This window comes from Kitasatospora sp. NPDC034023, assembly GCF_055575795.1.
Genome location: NZ_JBVIRY010000014.1, coordinates 37,960 through 54,185, shown reverse-complemented (window position 1 = coordinate 54,185; position 16,226 = coordinate 37,960). Strand labels below are relative to the sequence as shown.

Below are 16,226 nucleotides of genomic sequence, written 5' to 3'. Positions count from 1 at the left end.
GCGGCCGCAGGTCTCACCTGCGGCCGCCCCCGCAGTCCTGCCGTTCTGCTGTCCCGGCCGTTCTCCTGTCCCGGCCGTTCTGCCGTTCTCGCGGCCCGGCCGGCTGCGTGCGGGGTCTACAGCAGCGCGTACACGGCCGAGGCGTCGTCGTGCGTCTTGCCGCGCGGCCAGCGCTCGCAGGCGGCGTCCGCCCGCTCCACCGCGCGGACCTGGGCGATCAGCTCGCCCGGGCCCGACTCGGCGAGCAACCGCAGGGCGTCGCCCCAACTGCCCAGCCCGAAGCGCTCGGTGAAGCGGGAGGCGCCGTCGGTGAGGGCGGCCAGCGCGTGCAGCCGGTCGAGCCGGACGAAGCCGGTCTCGGCGTGCTCGGCGGCGCGCGGGCTGGCGGCCGCGATCCACGGGCCGTTGCCCCGGTTGCGGGCGGCACGGACGGCCAGCGCGTACTCCAGGTGCAGCGCGGCCCGCTCGGCCGAGCCGGGGACGGTCGACCAGACCTGGCGGCGCAGCCCCTCCCCGCCGGGGAAGCGCTGGTTGTCCCCGATCACCTTCGGCGGGCCGTCCTTGAACTCCAGGACCAGCAGCGAGTCGCCGAGCACCAGGTACTCCAGCGTCTCGCCGTGTCTGCGGGCCGCGACCACCATCGCGGCGGGCGTGTTGGGATGCGCCAGGTCGCAACGGCCGCCGTGCAGCGCGGCCGTCTCCACGATGGCGTCGGCCAGGCACTCGGTGATCGAGCGGTCCGCCCGGTCGGTGAGCCGGGCGAGCAGGTGCACACCCAACCGACGCACGTACCAGGCCGTCCCGTGCCGGCACCCGGACTCCAGGCCGGCCGGCGAACTCGCGCCGTCCAGCAGGACCAGCGCCTCCGGCGAGGCCGCCGCGAAGTCCTCACTCTCGCGGTCGGGCCGCCGTGCTTCCCCTGCGAGCTGTAGCTGCATCCCGACAGTGTGGACGCCGCCCCCGGCCCGCGCCCAGACCCGTGCGCCGGTGCGGCGCGGGCCCGGGCGCGACGTCCGGTGGCAGCCGGGGCGATTCGGCCATACCGTCGGGAAGTGACCGGACAATTCGGCCAATCGGGGCGGGTCAGGTTTGGGATCACCTTCGGGTGCCCGGGCGGCCCGTGACTGACGAGGAGCGGAAGATGTTCTGGCAGTTCATCGTGTTGCTGGCCGCCTCGCTCGGCTTTCCGACCGCCGCACTGCTCTTCCTGATCGGCGGACCGCGCTTCCCCGACGAGCAGCGCGACGAAAGCCCCCCAGCCGCCCGTTCCCGAGCCACCCGTTCCTGAGTCACCCGCTGCCGAGCCACCCGCTGCCGGGCTACCCGTTCCCGAGTTGCCCGTTCCAGGCCGGATCGCGGCCGAGCAGCGCCAGGGCGCGCTCGAACCGGCCCGGCCCGGTTCCCGGTCGCAGGCCCGGGCGGAAGGCCCGGCCGGGCGCCCGGGCCTCCGGGGTGTCCGGAACGGCCTCGGTCACCGCCAGCAGCGCAGCGATCAGCGCCTCGTCGCCGTCCACCGCCGCGACGAGGCCCGCCCCGGTGCCGAGCGTGGCCGCGACGTCCCAGCCGTGCACGAGGGTGTCGAGCAGGTGGAAGCCGACCGCCTGCGCGAGCGGGAACGGGCCGCCGTCGCGGATTTCCGGGAGCCAGAGCGCCCGGTCGGCGGCGGCCGCCTCGCGGAAGGCGGCGCCGAGGTCGAGGCCGGTCCGGCGGAAGGCGCCCGCCGGGTCGGCGCCGAGCGGGGCGTCCGCGAACAGGGCGAGGTCGGGCCCGGCGCCGCGGGCGGCCGCCGCGAACCCCTGGTGCTGGCCGACGCAGTGCTCCAGCAGCTGACGCAGCGTCCAGTCCGCGCACGGGGTGGGCAGGTCCAGGTGCTCGGGCCGTACCGCGTCCACCACGTCGGCGGCCAACTCCATGGACTGTGCGTGTAATTCGACGAGCTTCATACGACGGTGACCTCCAGGTCGGCGGACAGGAATCCGATCACCTGATCAACGACGGCCGGTTCCGCGATAATCCGGCGGTGGCCGAGCCCGCGGGTGACCACCAGGTCGAGCCGCCGTACGAGCGGGCCGACCGCCTCCTGCTGCGCCTGCTGTGCGCCGAGGCCGCCGATCCGGCCGACCCGGCGCTCGCCTAACCCTCCGCCAACACCCGCTCCAGCAGGGCGGATCGGAGCAGGAGGCGCTCGTCCTCACCGGCCGCGCCGACCACCTGGAGGCCCAGCGGCAGCCCGTCCCGGGTCCGTCCGGCCGGCAGGCTCAGCGCCGGCCGCCCGAGGAAGCTCCACGGCAGCGACATCACCGCGTCCCCGGTGCTGTGCAGCCCCTCCGGCGCCCCGCCGGTCGCCGAGGGCGCCAGCCACAGGTCCACCCCGGCCGCCGCTCCCGCCCCGTCCACCCGCTCGCGCAGCCGCTCCCGGAACCGCAGCGCGGCCGCCCGGTCCTCGGGCGCGACGCCCTGGCCGACCCGGATGCTCGCCACCGTCTCCGGCCGGTAGAGGCCGCCGAACCGGGCGAACCAGTCGGCGTGGCTGCGGGCCAGCTCGAACCGGTTGACGGCCTGCAACTGCCGCCTCACCTCGGCGAAGTCCGGGAACAGCTCGACCCGGCGCACCCTCAACCCGGCCCGCGCCAGCCGCTCCAGCTGCTCCTCGAAGGCGCGCAGCGCGGCCGGCTCGGCGTGCTCCAGGTACGTCCCGTCCGGCACCCCGAGCACCGGCTCCGGCCCCGGGCCCCCCGCCACCGGCCGCCAGTCGTCACAGAGCACCGCGGCCGCCAGCTCCGCGCCCGCCAGGTCGGCCGTGAACACCCCCAGGGTGTCGAAGCTCGGCGCGTTCGGGAGCACGCCGTCGATCGGGATCCGCCCGTACGTCGGCCGGAACCCCACCACCCCGCAGTACGCGGCCGGGCGGATCACCGAGCCGACGGTCTGGGTGCCGACCGCGAGCGCCACCAGCCCCGCCGCGACCGCCGCCGCCGAACCGCTGCTGGAGCCGCCCGGGGTGTGCCCCGGGTGGTGCGGGTTGCGGGTCGGGCCCGGGGCGCTCGCGGCGAACTCGGCGGTCACCGTCTTGCCCGCGACCAGCGCCCCCGCCGCGCGCAGCCGGTCCACCACCGCGGCCTGCGGCCCGGCCAGCACCCCGGGCGGCAGCGCCGACCCCCCGTGCGTGGGCAGCCCGTCCACGTGCACGATGTCCTTGACCCCCACCGCCACCCCGTACAGCGGCGGCCGCCCGTCCGGCACCGGGTACCGCGCCGCCAGCTCCCGCGCCTGCGCCCGCAACCGGTCGTGCCGCCCGGGCTCCGGCACGAACGCGTGGATCAGCGGGTCCACCCGCTCGAGCAGCGTGCAGAAGCGGTCGACGTACTCGGGCAGCCCCGGCTCCCCGGCACGCAGCGCGGCGACCTCGCGGGTCAACGACCGCGGCCGGACGGGGGGTTCATCCATACCGGGCACAGTAGACCGGGTCTACGGGTGCTCGGCCGCCAGGTACGGCGCCTCGCGCAGGAAGTACGCCCCGCAGGTGTGGCAGCACAGCTCCGGGGTCCTCCCCCAGTCCACCGCCTCCCGCACCGGCGCCTGCGGATCGAGCTCCCGGCCGCACATGGCCACGCTCTCCTCGCCCCGGACCACGTGCCACAGCCGCACGCCCTCGGCCGCGCCGCCGGCGCCGTACTCGGCTCGCATCTGGTGCATCATGCCCCCCATCGTCCGACCCCCTCCCAGCCCCGGCAACCGGAGCCTCCGCCAGGCCTTTCGCGCCGCCACCGGGGAACCCGCCGAGGTTCTCCGCCGCCTGCCGCAGGACCGTCCGGCCCCTGGGCGAAATCCGGCCACCATGGCCGGATAAGGTGCGCGGGCGCGACCAGCGCCGATGGCCCTGCCGAAGCCCGAAGTCGCCTGATTTCAGCCATATTTCACCGAACTGGAAGCCCTCACCGTGCGCTCTTCCCGCCTTCTGGCCACGTCCACGCTGGTGGCGCTCTCGCTCGGCGCCACGATCGGCGCCGCCACCGCCGGCGCCGTCGGAGTCGCCCCGACCCCGAGCGCCGCCGCGACCGCCCCGGCCACCCCCTCGGGCCCGCCGAGCACCGCCGCGACCACCCCGGCCCCGCCGGCCCCACCGGCCACCGGCAAGCCGACGAACCTCCCGACCCTGCCGGCCCCCACGCCGACCGCCGACAACCGCTGCCACGGCGGCGTCTACCAGAGCTCCCTGCTCAAGGTCACCGGCACCGGCCTGTACGGCACCACCCTGGTCAAGGGCGGCCCGGCCGCCGAGATGACCATGACCTGGGAGAACAAGAGCGGCGTCGACCTGCCGGTCATCCACAACAGCCTCTACGTCACCGACGAGTTCGACGGGGCCGCTCCGGTCCAGTGGAGCACCGAGTTCTTCGACGTCCAGCTGGACACCGGCTCCGGCTGGAAGCCCGCCAAGCTCGACGACCGGGCCCTCCGGGTGGCCGACTTCAAACTGGCCAAGGGCGAGAAGGTCACCTACAAGGTCCGGATAGCCGCGACCGCCAAGGCCCCGGTCGGAAAGTACGGCGCGAACTACGAGGCCGGCTCGGACGCCTTCGACAACGACAAGGTGCCCACCCCGGCCAACAACAAGCCGCAGGCCTGCACGCAGTTCCTCGACGACTACCTGGGCGAGTTCCGCGTCGCCGCGACCGGCGGCGCCACCACGGCCGCCACCACCCCGGCCGTCGCCGTCTCCGCCTCGCCCTCGGCGGGCGGCCCGCACCTGGCCGAGACCGGCGCCGGCTCCGACACCCTGCCGATCGCCCTCGGCGGCGCGGCCGTCCTCGCCGCCGGCGCCGGCACCCTGTTCGTCCTGCGCCGCCGCAAGGCCGGCGCCCACGGCTGATCCCACCCCGACTCACCCCCGAGGGGCGCAGCCACCCAGGTCCGCGCCCCTCGGCGTCTCCCCGGCCGCACCCTCAGGACGCCCGCAGCAGCGCGCCGTCCTGCCACTTGAGGATCTTGTCGAAGCTCACGATCGCCCCCCGCAGGGGGTGGTTGCGGAGTTGTACGTGGTCGGTGAGGGCGTGGATGAGGAAGAGGCCGCGGCCGGATTCGGCGGTGAGGTCGGGGAGGGTGTCGAGGTCGACCGGGCGGAGGGTGGGGGGCGTGGGGCCGCAGGGGAGGACGTGGGTGTCGTACGGGTGGTAGTCGCGGCGGGGGCGGTGGCCGGTGAGGACGCGGGCCGGGACGGTGGCGCGGCCGCGGCGGGAGCGGTGGGGCCCGCGGCCGGTGGCGGCCGGGCGGGTCGGGGCGGCGGCAGCGGGGCGCCGGACCGGCGGGGCGGCGGGGGCGGGCAGGCCGGGGCCGGAGTCGGTGACCTCGATCCGCAGTCGGTCGCCGCTGATCGAGGCGGTGACCTGGAAGCCGTCGTCGGGCCGCCCGGTGGCGCCGTGCTCGACGGCGTTGGCGCAGGCCTCGCTGAGGGCGACGCCGAGGTCGTCGGCGATCTGCGGGTCGACGCCCGCCGTCGCCATGGCACCGAGCAGGATGCGCCGGGCCAGCGGGACGCTGGCCGGGTCGCGCTTGAGGTGCAGAGTCCACCAGATGTCCACGGGAGGTCCCTCCTGGCTGCGGCTCCACATACAACTAGGTATCTCCGGGCGATTCGGCGGTGAACCGTGCACGGGGGCCGCTACCGCCCGTTCGGCGGATGGACTGGGGGACGGGGTCTGTGCGCCGCGGCGCACACGGGGGCCTGCACGCCGCCGCCGAAAGGGGCATTCGTAGGGATTTCCCACCCTGCCCGTGTCGCCGGCGTACGCAATGAGAGGATGGCCCGGCCATGCCTGCCCTCGCTGCCGCCCCGTTCCCGGGCGCCCCCGGACCGGCCCAGCCGGCGGGGTCCGCCGCCTGGGACCTGCGGCTTGCCCGGGCCGTCCCGTTCGCGCTTTTCTGCACGCTGATAGCGGCCGCCGGGCACGCCGTGGCCGGTGGCGGGAACGTTCCGCCGACCGCGCTGGCGGCGGGTTTCGTCGCGGTGCTGGCGCTCGCGGTGGCCTGCGGTGGACGGGAGCGTTCGCTGGCCGGCATCGCCGGGGCGCTGGCCGCGGGGCAGCTCGGACTGCACTTCCTCTTCCACAGCCTCGGTGGCCACGGCTTCACCGCCATGTCCGGTATGTCCGGCATGCACCACGGCGGCTCCGGTCCGCTGACCGTTCCGCAGGTGGCCGGCCGGCTGATCTGCAACGAGGCCCACCCGGGCACGCTGCTCGGCCTGCCCGGCGGCCCGTCCCCGGAGCAGCTGGTCTCCTCGGCGGGCCTGGACCCGCACGCGTTCGCCGCCGCGCCGTGGTGGCAGGGCGGCGTGTTCGGCATGACGCCGTCGATGCTGGCCGGGCACCTGGTCGCCGCGCTGGTGGCGGGCTGGTGGCTGCGGCGGGGCGAGGCGGCGCTGTGGCGGTTGCTGCGGGTGGCCGCGTCGGCGGCGCGGGAGCACTGGGCGGCGCCGCTGCGGTCGGTGTTCGCGCTGGTGGCCGCGGTGCTGCGGGGTCTGTTCGGGGTGGCCGGTCCGGTCCGCCGGTTCGGGGTCCGGGGCGGGGAGCGTCCGCTTCCGGCGGGTGCCGTGCTGCGGCACAGCGTGGTGCGACGTGGACCGCCGTGCGGGGCCTTCGCGTACTGATCCGCGTCTTCCGGCGGCCTGCGGGCCGTGCCGGGTCGCGGTGTGCGCACCGTCCGGGCCGTTTCCCGACCACCGGGTCCGGCCCCGAGGCTCTGCCCCACACGTCCCCACGCGCGGCACCACCGAGGTACCGCCGAGGCGCGGTTCAGTCCGTCGCCCGGTCCCGGCCTGCCGCCCAGCTCCGATCGGAGACCCGCATCATGCGTTCCCTTCCCGCCCGTCGTCTCGCCGCCGTCGCCCTGACCGCCGCCGCCTCCGTGGTGGCGCTGGCCGGTCCGGCCTTCGCGCACGTCACCGTGAACCCGGGTTCGGCCGCCCAGGGTGGCTACACGGCCGTCGACTTCCGGGTGCCGAACGAGAGCGACACCGCGAGCACCGTGAAGCTGGAGGTCAACCTCCCGCTGGACCACCCGCTGGCGTCGGTCCGGACCCTGCCGCTGCCGGGCTGGACCGCCACCCTGGAGAAGTCCAAGCTCGACAAGCCGATCAAGGTGCACGGCAGCGACGTCAACGAGGCCGTCTCCAAGATCACCTGGACCGCCGACGCCGGCACCAAGGTCTCCCCCGGGCAGTTCCAGGAGTTCCGGGTCTCGCTCGGCCCGCTGCCGACCGACGCCGACAGCATGGTCTTCAAGGCCCTGCAGACCTACGACAACGGCGATGTCGTCCGCTGGATCGACGAGTCCAAGGACGGCCAGCCCGAGCCGGCCCACCCGGCCCCGGTCCTGAAGCTCACCAAGGCCGCCGCGGGCGGGGACGACCACGGCGTCACCGCCTCCCCGGCCGCCGACGCCCACGGCGGCAGCTCGGACCACGCCGCCGCCTCCGACGGCGGCAGCAAGAGCAGCGACTCCACCGCCCGCACCCTCGGTGTGGTCGGCATCGTGGTCGGCGTGATCGGCACCGCCGTCGGCGTGCTCGGCCTGCGCCGCAAGAACGGCGGCTCCGCCTCCTGACCCCCGCGCCGACGGGGCCGTACCCAGGCCGTACGGCCGCACTCCCGCCGTACCCGCACCCCGGGTCCGGCCCCGTCGGCGGTCCACCGCGCACGATCGGATCACGCACGCATGCCCCGTACCGCCCGCACCACCCGCCTGGCCGGCGCGGCCGCCCTCGCGCTGGCCGCCGCCCTGACGCTGTCCGCCTGCGGCTCCTCCGGCGGTGACTCCACCGCCGCGAAGGTCACCCAGCAGAAGGAGGACACCCCGTACCAGGGCACCAAGCTGGCGAAGAACTTCGAGAAGCCGGACCTCCAGCTGACCGACACCTCCGGCCGGCCGTACGACCTGCGGCAGCAGACCAACGGCAAGGCCACCCTGCTGTTCTTCGGCTACACCAGTTGCCCGGACGTCTGCCCGACCACCATGGGCGACATCGGCGTCGCGATGAAGGCGCTCTCCCCGGAGGACCGGCAGAAGGTCAACGTCGTCTTCGTCTCCACCGACCCGCAGCGCGACACCCCCAAGGTGCTGCGCACCTGGCTGGACTCGATGGGCAGCGACTTCATAGGCCTCACCGGCGACCTGGCCAAGGTGAAGACCGCCGCCAAGTCGCTCGGCATCATGATCGAGGACCCGGTGGTCAACGCGGACGGCACGGTCACCTCCACCCACGGCGCGCAGGTGCTGGCCTTCCTCCCCTCGGACGACAAGGCGCACGTGCTCTACATGAGCGGCACCGAGGAGAAGACCTACGAGCACGACCTGCCGCTGCTCGCCAAGGGGGTCGCGGCGTGACGACGGGCACCCGCCGCTTCCGCCGGACCGCCCTGCTGGGCGCCGTCGTCGCGACCGCCCTCGGCGGCGGCGCCATCCTGGCCGCCTGCGGGACGGACGGCCAGGACGGGGCCGGCGGCGGGCCGGCCAGGCTCAGCGTCGCCGACTCCTACATCCCGCTGCCGCCGGCCGGCGGCATGGCGGCCGGCTACCTGACCGTCCGCAACGACGGCGGGCAGGACCAGCTGGTCAAGGTGACCAGCCCGGGCGCCGAGTCGGTCACCATGCACCGCTCGACCCCGTCGAGCATGGAACAGGTCGACACCCTGGACGTGCCCGCCCACGGCGCGCTGCAGTTCGCCCGCGGCGGCACCCACCTCATGATCATGGGCTGGCAGAAGGCCCCCACCCTGGGCGACGAGGTCGAACTCGACCTCACCTTCGCCAAGTCCGGCACCATCTCGGTCAAGGTGCCGGTCAAGGAGCTCACCTACCGCCCCGGCCAGAGTTAAGGGGACCGCCACCATGCAGTCGGCCGGCCTGGAGAAGGCCTCGCACCGCCGGACCGCCGGGGTGCTCGGAGTGCTCGGCGCGTTGCTCGCGCTGATGCTCGCGGGCGCCGGACCGGCCTCCGCGCACGCCACCCTGGATTCCACCGACCCCCGGCAGAACTCGGTGGTCGCCACCGCCCCGCCGGAGGTCACCCTGACCTTCAGCGAGTCCGTGTCGCTCTCCTCCGACTCCGTCCGGGTGCTCGACCCTGCCGGCAAGGCCGTGGACACCGGCAACCCCGCGCACGCCGACGGCAGGGGCAACACCGCCCGGGTCGGGCTGAAGGGCGGGCTCGCCAACGGCACGTACACGGTGGCCTGGCGGGCGGTCTCGGAGGACTCGCACCCGGTCGGCGGGGCGTTCACCTTCTCCATCGGCGCCCCCTCGGACACCTCGGTGTCGGCCACCGCGCTGCAGGGCGCCAAGGCCGACGACGTGGTCGCCGCCCTCTACGGCACCGGGCGCACGGTCGCGTACGCCGCGTTCGCGCTCCTGGCCGGCGTCGCCGCCTTCGTGCTGATCTGCTGGCCGGCCGGCACCGCCCGGCGCCCGGTGCAGCGGCTGCTGATGACCGGCTGGACGACACTGCTGGTCTCCACCGTCGCGGTGCTGATGCTGCGCGGCCCGTACGAGCGCGGCTCGGGCGTCGGGCAGGCCTTCGACCTGTCGCTGGTGCGCGCCACGCTCGACGAGCGGATCGGCACCGCGCTGGCCGCCCGGCTGCTGCTGCTCGCGGCGGGCGGGGTGTTCCTGTCGCTGCTGGTCGGCCAGCTGGGGCAGCCGCCACGGCCGCTCCCCGCGAAGCCCGCCAAGGACAGCGGCGGCGACGAGGGCGAGGACGCCGAGGCCGCCGAACTGCGCGAGCTGGAGCAGCGGGCCGCCGAACGGCCGCAGCGGGAGACCCGGCTCGGCCTCGGCGTGGCCGGGCTGCTGCTGGCGGTCGCCCTCTCGGCGACCTGGGTCGGCGCCGACCACGCCTCGGTGGGCATCCAGGTCTGGCTGGCGCTGCCGCTCGGCATCCTGCACCTGATCGCGATGGCGCTCTGGCTGGGCGGGCTGGCCGCGCTGCTGGTCGCGCTGCGCGAGGGCGTGGGCGCGGAGGTGGTCGACCGCTTCTCCAGGATCGCCTTCGGCTCGGTGGCCGTCCTCGCCGCGACCGGGATCTACCAGTCCTGGCGGGGACTCGGCAGCTGGGGCGCGCTGACCGGCACCGCGTACGGGCGGCTGCTGCTGGTGAAGAGCGGCTGCGTGGTCGTGATGATCGGCGTCGCCTGGATGTCCCGTTCCTGGCTGGCCCGGCTGCGGTCGGCCCCGGCCGAGGCGGCCGAGGTCGAACAGGCCGAGGTGCCGGAGCCGGTCGGCGCCATGGCGCACGGCGAGGACCCGGTCCGCCGGGCCCAGCTGGCCCGCCAGCAGGCCGCCCGCCAGAACGCCGGACGCGAACGCGGACTGACCCCGACCCGGGCCGGACTGCGCCGCTCGGTGCTGGTCGAGGCCCTGGTCGCGGTCGCGGTGCTGGTGGTCACCACCATGCTCACCAACTCGCCGCCCGGACGGGTCGCGAGCGAGGTCACGGCCGGAACCGCCGCGCCGGCCGCCGGCGGGGCCGTGGCCGCGCCGCAGACCGAGCCGGGCCGCACCGTCGAGCTCAAGCTCCCGTACGACACCAAGGGCCGGACGCCGAACGCCAAGGGCACCGCGACCGTCACCCTCAACCCGGCCCGGACCGGCCCGAACGAGGTGAAGCTCGCGCTGGACGGCGCGGACGGGCAGCCGGTGGACGTCCCCGAGGTGCAGCTCGCCTTCACCCTGCCGGACCGCGACCTCGGCCCACTGCCGGTCGCGCTCACCCCGGAAGGCACCGGCCGCTGGAGCGGTACCGCGCAGCTGCCGCTGGCGGGCACCTGGGTGGTGTCGGTGCAGATCCGCTCCTCCGACATCGACCAGACCACGCCGACCCAGCAGTTCAAGATCGGCTGACGGCGATGGACGACGTGACGACGACGGAGCAGGCCTCGGCAGGGCAGGACCCGGCGGAGCAGGCCTCGGCAGGGCAGGACCCGGCGAGCCGTACGGGTTTCACCCGGCGGGCGCTGCTCGGCACCGCCGGCGCCGGGCTGCTGGTCGGCGCGGGCACGGGCGTCGCCGGGGCGGTCGCCCTGGAGGGCACCGACCACCCCGCGGGTGCGGCACCCGCGGGCGGCGCGCTCGGCGCGGCCCGGGTGCCGTTCCGCGGCGAGCACCAGGCCGGGATCCTCGAACCGCAGCAGGCCCGGGTCCAGCTAGCCGCGTTCGACCTGGCCGAGGGGGCGGGCCGGGACGGGCTGCGCGCCCTGCTGCAGCGCTGGACGAAGGCGGCCGAGCGGCTGACCGCCGGGGAGCCGGCCGAGGAGTTCGACAACCAGATCGCCCTGGACGCCGGGCCCTGCTCGCTCACCCTCACCGTCGGCTTCGGCGCGGCGCTCTTCGACAAGGCCGGGCTCGCCGACCGCCGACCGCCCGGGCTCGAACCGCTGCCCGCCTTCCCCGGCGACGCGCTCGACCCGGCCCGCGGCGACGGCGACCTGTTCGTCCAGATCGGCGCCGACGACGCGCTGGTGGCGGTGCACGCGCTGCGGGTGCTGCAGCGGCTGGCGGCCGGTACGGCGGCGCTGCGCTGGCAGTCGGCCGGCTTCGCCCGGACCCCCGGGGCCGCCGCGCGGCCGGTGACCGGCCGCAACCTGATGGGCCTGGTCGACGGCACCAACAACCCGAAGCCGGGCGAGGACGGCTTCGCCGCCAAGGTGTTCTGCACCGCCGACGGCGACCGGCCGGGCTGGTCGGCCGGCGGCTCGTACCTGGTGTTCCGGCGGATCCGGATGCTGCTGGACCACTGGGAGGCGCTCCCGGTGGACCGGCAGGAGCGGGTGATCGGCCGGCGCAAGGCGGACGGCGCCCCGCTCGGCTCGCCCGCCGGAGCCGGCGAGCACACCCCGGTCGACCTGTCCGCGCAGGGCCCGGACGGCGCCCTGTCGATCCCCGCCGACGCGCACATCCGGGTCGCCGCCCCGGCGGCCAACGGCGGGGCGGCCATGCTGCGGCGCGGCTTCTCGTACCACGACGGGCTGCTGCCGGACGGCTCGCCGGACGCCGGGCTGCTCTTCCTCGCCTTCCAGGCCGACCCGCGCCAGGGCTTCACCCCGGTGCAGCGCAAGCTCTCCCGGGGCGACGGCCTCTCCCGCTTCCTGCGGCACGAGGCGAGCGGCCTGTACGCGGTGCCGCCGGCCGCGCCGGACGGGGGCTACCTCGGTCAGCAGCTGCTGGAAGAGGGGTAGCCGCAGGCCGCTGCCCGGGGCACCCGGCCCAGGCGCCCGAGGCCCTTAGCACAGGCGGTCCCGGCCATTGGAACGCTTTCCTGCCGGGACCGCGGAATCGTTAGGGTGACTGTTTCGGCACCACCCTGCAGCACCGAGTCCCACGGAGGCGTCATGTCGGCCACCCGCTACACCTACCTCGGCCCGGCCGGCACCTTCACCGAGGCGGCGCTGCACACCCTGCCCGAGGCGGGGACGCGGGAGCTGGTGCCGCTGTCCTCGGTAGCGCTGGCGCTGGACGCGGTGCGCGTCGGGGAGGCCGCGGGGGCGTTCGTGCCGATCGAGAACTCGGTGGAGGGCGCGGTCACCGCGACCAACGACGAACTGGCTTCCGGCGCACCGCTGATGATCTACCGCGAGGTGCTGCTGCCGATCTCCTTCGCGCTGCTGGTGCGGCCGGGCACCGAGCTGTCCGGGGTCAAGACGGTGACCAGCCACCCGGTGGCCCAGCCGCAGGTGCGCCGCTGGCTGGCGGCCAACCTGCCGGAGGCGACCTGGGAGTCGGCCGCCTCCAACGCGGACGGCGCCCGGCTGGTCTCCGAGGGCCGCTACGACGGGGCGTTCGCGGGCGAGTTCGCGGCGCCGATCTACGGGCTGGACCCGCTGGTCAAGGACATCGCGGACGCCAAGAGCGCGGCCACCCGGTTCGTCCTGGTGGGCCGCCCGGGCCGGGTCTCCTCGCCGACCGGCGCGGACAAGACCTCGATGGTGGTCTGGCTGCCGGACGACCACCCGGGCGCGCTGCTGGAGCTGCTGCAGGAGTTCGCGGTGCGCGGGGTCAACCTGATGCGGATCGAGTCCCGGCCGACCGGCGAGGGCCTGGGCAACTACTGCTTCCTGATCGACTGCGAGGGCCACCTGTCCGAGCGCCGGGTGGGCGAGGCGATCATGGGGCTCAAGCGGATCTGCCCGCAGGTGCGGTACCTCGGCTCCTATCCGCGCGCCGACCGGCAGGTCTCCACCCACCGGCGGCCGGGGACCTCGGACGAGGATTTCACCTCGGCAGCGGACTGGCTCTCCCGTGCGCTCGACGGGCGCGGGGACATCTGAGACATCTGAGCGACACCTGTTGTCTTTCTGACCTTTTCCGACTGTTTTGGATCGGGCCGATCAGGCGGGGCGGGCGACCGTCCCCGTCATCCACAGGGCGGTCCGGCACCGGGGGCCACTGTCCACAGGCCTCTCCGCTGTCCACAGCCGGAAGTTATCCACAGGCCTGGGGATGAGTCGACAAACCGGTATAGCCATTGCCCAGAACTGGTCGGATCATCGGTTTGCGCCACAGAGATGACTAATCGGACCAGAGTCACCTGGTTGCCAGCAAATCACCCGTCTGAGTGCTTCAATTCCCTCACTCGAGAAGGTCGAATGAGGTTTGAAACATCAATTCCCTGGTTCGACCGCGCGGAGGGTGATCTTCCTCTTCGATCCACAGCCTCGGCCCCAGCCCTGTGGATAACCCGCCTACGGCGAGTTCCCCACAGAAGTTATCCACAGGATCGGGCCGGTTATCCCCAGGGAAAAACCGGTACCGGTGGAGGAACGCCCGCCCGGTACGCTTGGGCCTGTGATTGACCTTCGCCTGCTCCGTGAGGACCCTGACCGAGTGCGCGCCTCGCAGCGCGTCCGTGGCGAGGACGTCGACCTGGTCGACGCCCTCCTCTCCGCCGACGAACGGCGCCGGTCCTCGGGCAGCCGCTTCGACGAACTGCGCAGCGAGCAGCGAGTGCTCGGCAAGCAGGTCGCCCAGGCCAAGGGCGACGAGAAGACCGCCCTGCTGCAGCGCACCAAGGACCTGGCCGCCGCGGTCAAGGCCGCGGACGCCGAGCAGAGTGCCGCCAAGGAGGAGGCCGACCGCCTGCTCCGCTCGCTGGCGAACCTCATCGACCCGGCCGCTCCGGTCGGCGGCGAGGAGGACTTCGTCACCCTCGAGGAGATCGGCACCCCGCGCGACTTCGCCGCCGAGGGCTTCGAGCCGCGCGACCACGTCGAACTCGGCCAGATCCTGGGCGCGATCGACACCGAGCGCGGCGCCAAGGTCGCCGGCGCCCGCTCCTACTACCTGACCGGCGTCGGCGCGCTGCTGGAGCTCGCCCTGGTCAACATGGCGATCGCCCAGGCCACCGCGGCCGGCTTCACCCCGATGATCACCCCGACCCTGGTCCGCCCGGCCGCCATGGACGGCACCGGCTTCCTCGGCCAGGCCGCCGAGAACGTGTACCACCTCGCCGAGGACGACCGGTACCTGGTCGGCACCAGCGAGGTCCCGCTCGCGGCGTACCACATGGACGAGATCCTCGACGCCGAGAAGCTGCCGCTGCGCTACGCCGGCTACTCGTCCTGCTTCCGCCGCGAGGCCGGCACCTACGGCAAGGACACCCGCGGCATCATCCGCGTCCACCAGTTCGAGAAGGTGGAGATGTTCGTCTACACCACGCCGGAGGACGCGGAGAACGAGCACCGCCGCCTGCTCCAGTGGGAGAAGGACTTCCTCAACGCGCTGGAGCTGCCGTACCGGGTCATCGACGTCGCCTCCGGCGACCTCGGAGCCTCGGCCGCGCGCAAGTTCGACATCGAGGCCTGGATCCCCACCCAGGGCAAGTACCGCGAGGTCACCTCGACCTCCAACACCACCGAGTACCAGGCCCGCCGCCTGTCGATCCGGATGCGCGAAGAGGGCAAGACCCGCCCGCTCGCCACCCTGAACGGCACCCTGGTCGCGATCCCGCGCACCATCGTGGCGATCCTCGAGAACCACCAGCAGGCCGACGGATCCGTCGTCGTGCCCGAGGCGCTGCGGCCGTTCCTCGGCGGGCGGACCGTCCTCGAGCCGGTCAAGTAACCACTCGCATCACCCGCACCACCGCGCAGCATCCGCTCCACCCGCAACTCCCGGGAGACGACCGGCCCATGAGCACCACCAGCCCCAGCCCCGTCTCCCTGGCAGGCACCCGGGACGGTGGCGGCCTGCCCTACCGGCTGGTCGCCACCGACCTCGACGGCACCCTGCTGACCAGCGAGGAAACCGTCTCCGAGCGCACCCGCGCCGCCCTGGCCACGGCCACCGGCGCGGGCGCGCTGCACATCGTCGTCACCGGCCGCTCGGCCGTCTGGGCCCGTCCGGTCTTCGACGAGATCGGCTACACCGGGATAGCCGTCTGCGGCCAGGGCGCCCAGGTCTACGACGCCGGCGCGCACAAGCTGCTCACCTCGCTCACCCTGGACCGCCGGCTCGCCGCGCTCGCCATCGAGAAGATCGAGGCCGAGACCGGCCCGCTCGCCGTCGCCGCCAACCAGGACGGCCTCGACGGCCAGGTGCTGGCCGGCCCCGGCTACGAACTGCTGATCGGCTCCGACCTGCCCGTCGTCCGGGTCGACCGCGACGGACTGCTCGCCTCCCCGGTCAGCAAGCTCTACATCCAGCACCACGCGCTCACCGACGACGCCCTCGCCGAAGCCGCCCGCCGCGCCGCCGGCGACCTGGTCGGCGTCGTGATGGCCGGCCCCGGCGTGGTCGAACTGCTCCCGCTGGGCCTGTCCAAGGCCACCGGCCTGGCCGTCGCCGCCCGCCGCCTGGGCCTGCGCGCCGCCGACACCATCGCCTTCGGCGACATGCCCAACGACGTCCCGATGTTCGGCTGGGCCGCCTACGGCGTGGCCATGGCCAACGCCCACGAAGAGCTCCTCGCCGTCGCCGACGCCGTCACCACCAGCAACGACGAGGACGGCGTCGCGGCCGTCCTGGAGCGCCTCTACCCGGCCCGCTGACCCCGCCCGCCGAGCCGGGCGCCCGCCGAGCCGGCCCGCTGACCCCGCCCGCTGACCGGGCGCCGGAGAGGGTGCGGCGTGTCGCCGGTCGGGCGTTCACGCACTGTTCCCCACTAGTTGTAGGATGACCGGGCAAGCAGTTGTAGGATGACCCACGACTGGTGAAGGCGCGTGTTGCGGTGGCGAAGG

Annotated in this window: 16 protein-coding genes; 11 read left to right on the top strand and 5 right to left on the bottom strand. The window is 74.5% G+C overall.

Features of this window, described 5'->3' with window-relative positions; genetic code table 11:
• Window positions 1-116: 116 nt before the first annotated feature.
• Window positions 117-938, bottom strand: coding sequence for a protein phosphatase 2C domain-containing protein (locus ACZ52R_RS19770; protein ID WP_465615624.1), 822 nt, complete (start codon window positions 936-938; stop codon window positions 117-119).
• A 203-nt stretch (window positions 939-1,141) separates the two neighbouring features.
• Between ACZ52R_RS19770 and ACZ52R_RS19765 the strand changes: the two genes are divergently transcribed.
• Window positions 1,142-1,288 (top strand): hypothetical protein, encoded by a 147-nt coding sequence (locus ACZ52R_RS19765; RefSeq protein ID WP_465615622.1) that lies wholly within the window; start codon window positions 1,142-1,144, stop codon window positions 1,286-1,288.
• A 31-nt stretch (window positions 1,289-1,319) separates the two neighbouring features.
• On the opposite strand, the gene ACZ52R_RS19760 is transcribed toward ACZ52R_RS19765, so the two are convergent.
• From ACZ52R_RS19760 to ACZ52R_RS19750, 3 genes are all read right to left on the bottom strand, one after another.
• Window positions 1,320-1,943 carry a TIGR03086 family metal-binding protein gene (locus tag ACZ52R_RS19760; RefSeq protein ID WP_465661675.1) on the bottom strand — a complete coding sequence of 208 codons (624 nt, stop codon included), beginning with the start codon at window positions 1,941-1,943 and terminating at the stop codon, window positions 1,320-1,322.
• Between the two features lie 190 nt (window positions 1,944-2,133).
• The gene (locus tag ACZ52R_RS19755) at window positions 2,134-3,447 is read right to left on the bottom strand and encodes an amidase (RefSeq protein ID WP_465661673.1); all 1,314 of its coding nucleotides are present in this window, start codon (window positions 3,445-3,447) and stop codon (window positions 2,134-2,136) included.
• Between the two features lie 21 nt (window positions 3,448-3,468).
• Window positions 3,469-3,699, bottom strand: a complete 231-nt coding sequence (locus ACZ52R_RS19750; RefSeq protein ID WP_360497947.1) for a hypothetical protein — start codon at window positions 3,697-3,699, stop codon at window positions 3,469-3,471.
• Window positions 3,700-3,940: 241 nt separating this feature from the next.
• On the opposite strand from ACZ52R_RS19750, the gene ACZ52R_RS19745 reads away from it, so the two are divergent.
• Window positions 3,941-4,873: an LAETG motif-containing sortase-dependent surface protein gene (locus ACZ52R_RS19745; RefSeq protein ID WP_465661671.1), complete on the top strand. Its 933-nt coding sequence runs from the start codon at window positions 3,941-3,943 to the stop codon at window positions 4,871-4,873.
• Between the two features lie 73 nt (window positions 4,874-4,946).
• Here the strand turns inward: ACZ52R_RS19745 and ACZ52R_RS19740 are convergent, their stop codons facing one another.
• On the bottom strand, window positions 4,947-5,582 hold the full coding sequence (locus tag ACZ52R_RS19740) for an ATP-binding protein (RefSeq protein WP_465615614.1): 636 nt from the start codon (window positions 5,580-5,582) through the stop codon (window positions 4,947-4,949).
• A gap of 230 nt (window positions 5,583-5,812) precedes the next feature.
• Between ACZ52R_RS19740 and ACZ52R_RS19735 the strand changes: the two genes are divergently transcribed.
• The 9 genes from ACZ52R_RS19735 (at window position 5,813) to ACZ52R_RS19695 (ending at window position 16,037) form a co-directional block, all read left to right on the top strand.
• Window positions 5,813-6,649: a hypothetical protein gene (locus tag ACZ52R_RS19735; RefSeq protein WP_465661669.1), complete on the top strand. Its 837-nt coding sequence runs from the start codon at window positions 5,813-5,815 to the stop codon at window positions 6,647-6,649.
• Between the two features lie 200 nt (window positions 6,650-6,849).
• Window positions 6,850-7,605 carry a YcnI family copper-binding membrane protein gene (locus ACZ52R_RS19730; RefSeq protein WP_465615610.1) on the top strand — a complete coding sequence of 252 codons (756 nt, stop codon included), beginning with the start codon at window positions 6,850-6,852 and terminating at the stop codon, window positions 7,603-7,605.
• Between the two features lie 111 nt (window positions 7,606-7,716).
• The gene (locus tag ACZ52R_RS19725; RefSeq protein WP_465661668.1) at window positions 7,717-8,385 is read left to right on the top strand and encodes an SCO family protein; all 669 of its coding nucleotides are present in this window, start codon (window positions 7,717-7,719) and stop codon (window positions 8,383-8,385) included.
• Complete coding sequence (locus ACZ52R_RS19720) at window positions 8,382-8,876, top strand: copper chaperone PCu(A)C (protein WP_360497958.1); 495 nt, start codon at window positions 8,382-8,384, stop codon at window positions 8,874-8,876. Before ACZ52R_RS19725 ends, ACZ52R_RS19720 begins: the two co-directional genes overlap by 4 nt.
• Before the next feature lie 13 nt (window positions 8,877-8,889).
• Window positions 8,890-10,896, top strand: coding sequence for a copper resistance CopC/CopD family protein (locus ACZ52R_RS19715; RefSeq protein ID WP_465661666.1), 2,007 nt, complete (start codon window positions 8,890-8,892; stop codon window positions 10,894-10,896).
• Between the two features lie 5 nt (window positions 10,897-10,901).
• Window positions 10,902-12,230, top strand: a complete 1,329-nt coding sequence (efeB, locus tag ACZ52R_RS19710) for an iron uptake transporter deferrochelatase/peroxidase subunit (protein ID WP_465661664.1) — start codon at window positions 10,902-10,904, stop codon at window positions 12,228-12,230.
• Between the two features lie 153 nt (window positions 12,231-12,383).
• Complete coding sequence (pheA, locus tag ACZ52R_RS19705; protein WP_360497964.1) at window positions 12,384-13,319, top strand: prephenate dehydratase; 936 nt, start codon at window positions 12,384-12,386, stop codon at window positions 13,317-13,319.
• Window positions 13,320-13,836: 517 nt separating this feature from the next.
• Entirely contained in the window at window positions 13,837-15,111 is a 1,275-nt protein-coding gene (serS, locus tag ACZ52R_RS19700; protein ID WP_360497966.1) for a serine--tRNA ligase, read from the top strand.
• Window positions 15,112-15,179: 68 nt separating this feature from the next.
• Window positions 15,180-16,037 carry an HAD family hydrolase gene (locus tag ACZ52R_RS19695; RefSeq protein WP_465661661.1) on the top strand — a complete coding sequence of 286 codons (858 nt, stop codon included), beginning with the start codon at window positions 15,180-15,182 and terminating at the stop codon, window positions 16,035-16,037.
• Window positions 16,038-16,226: the final 189 nt, after the last annotated feature.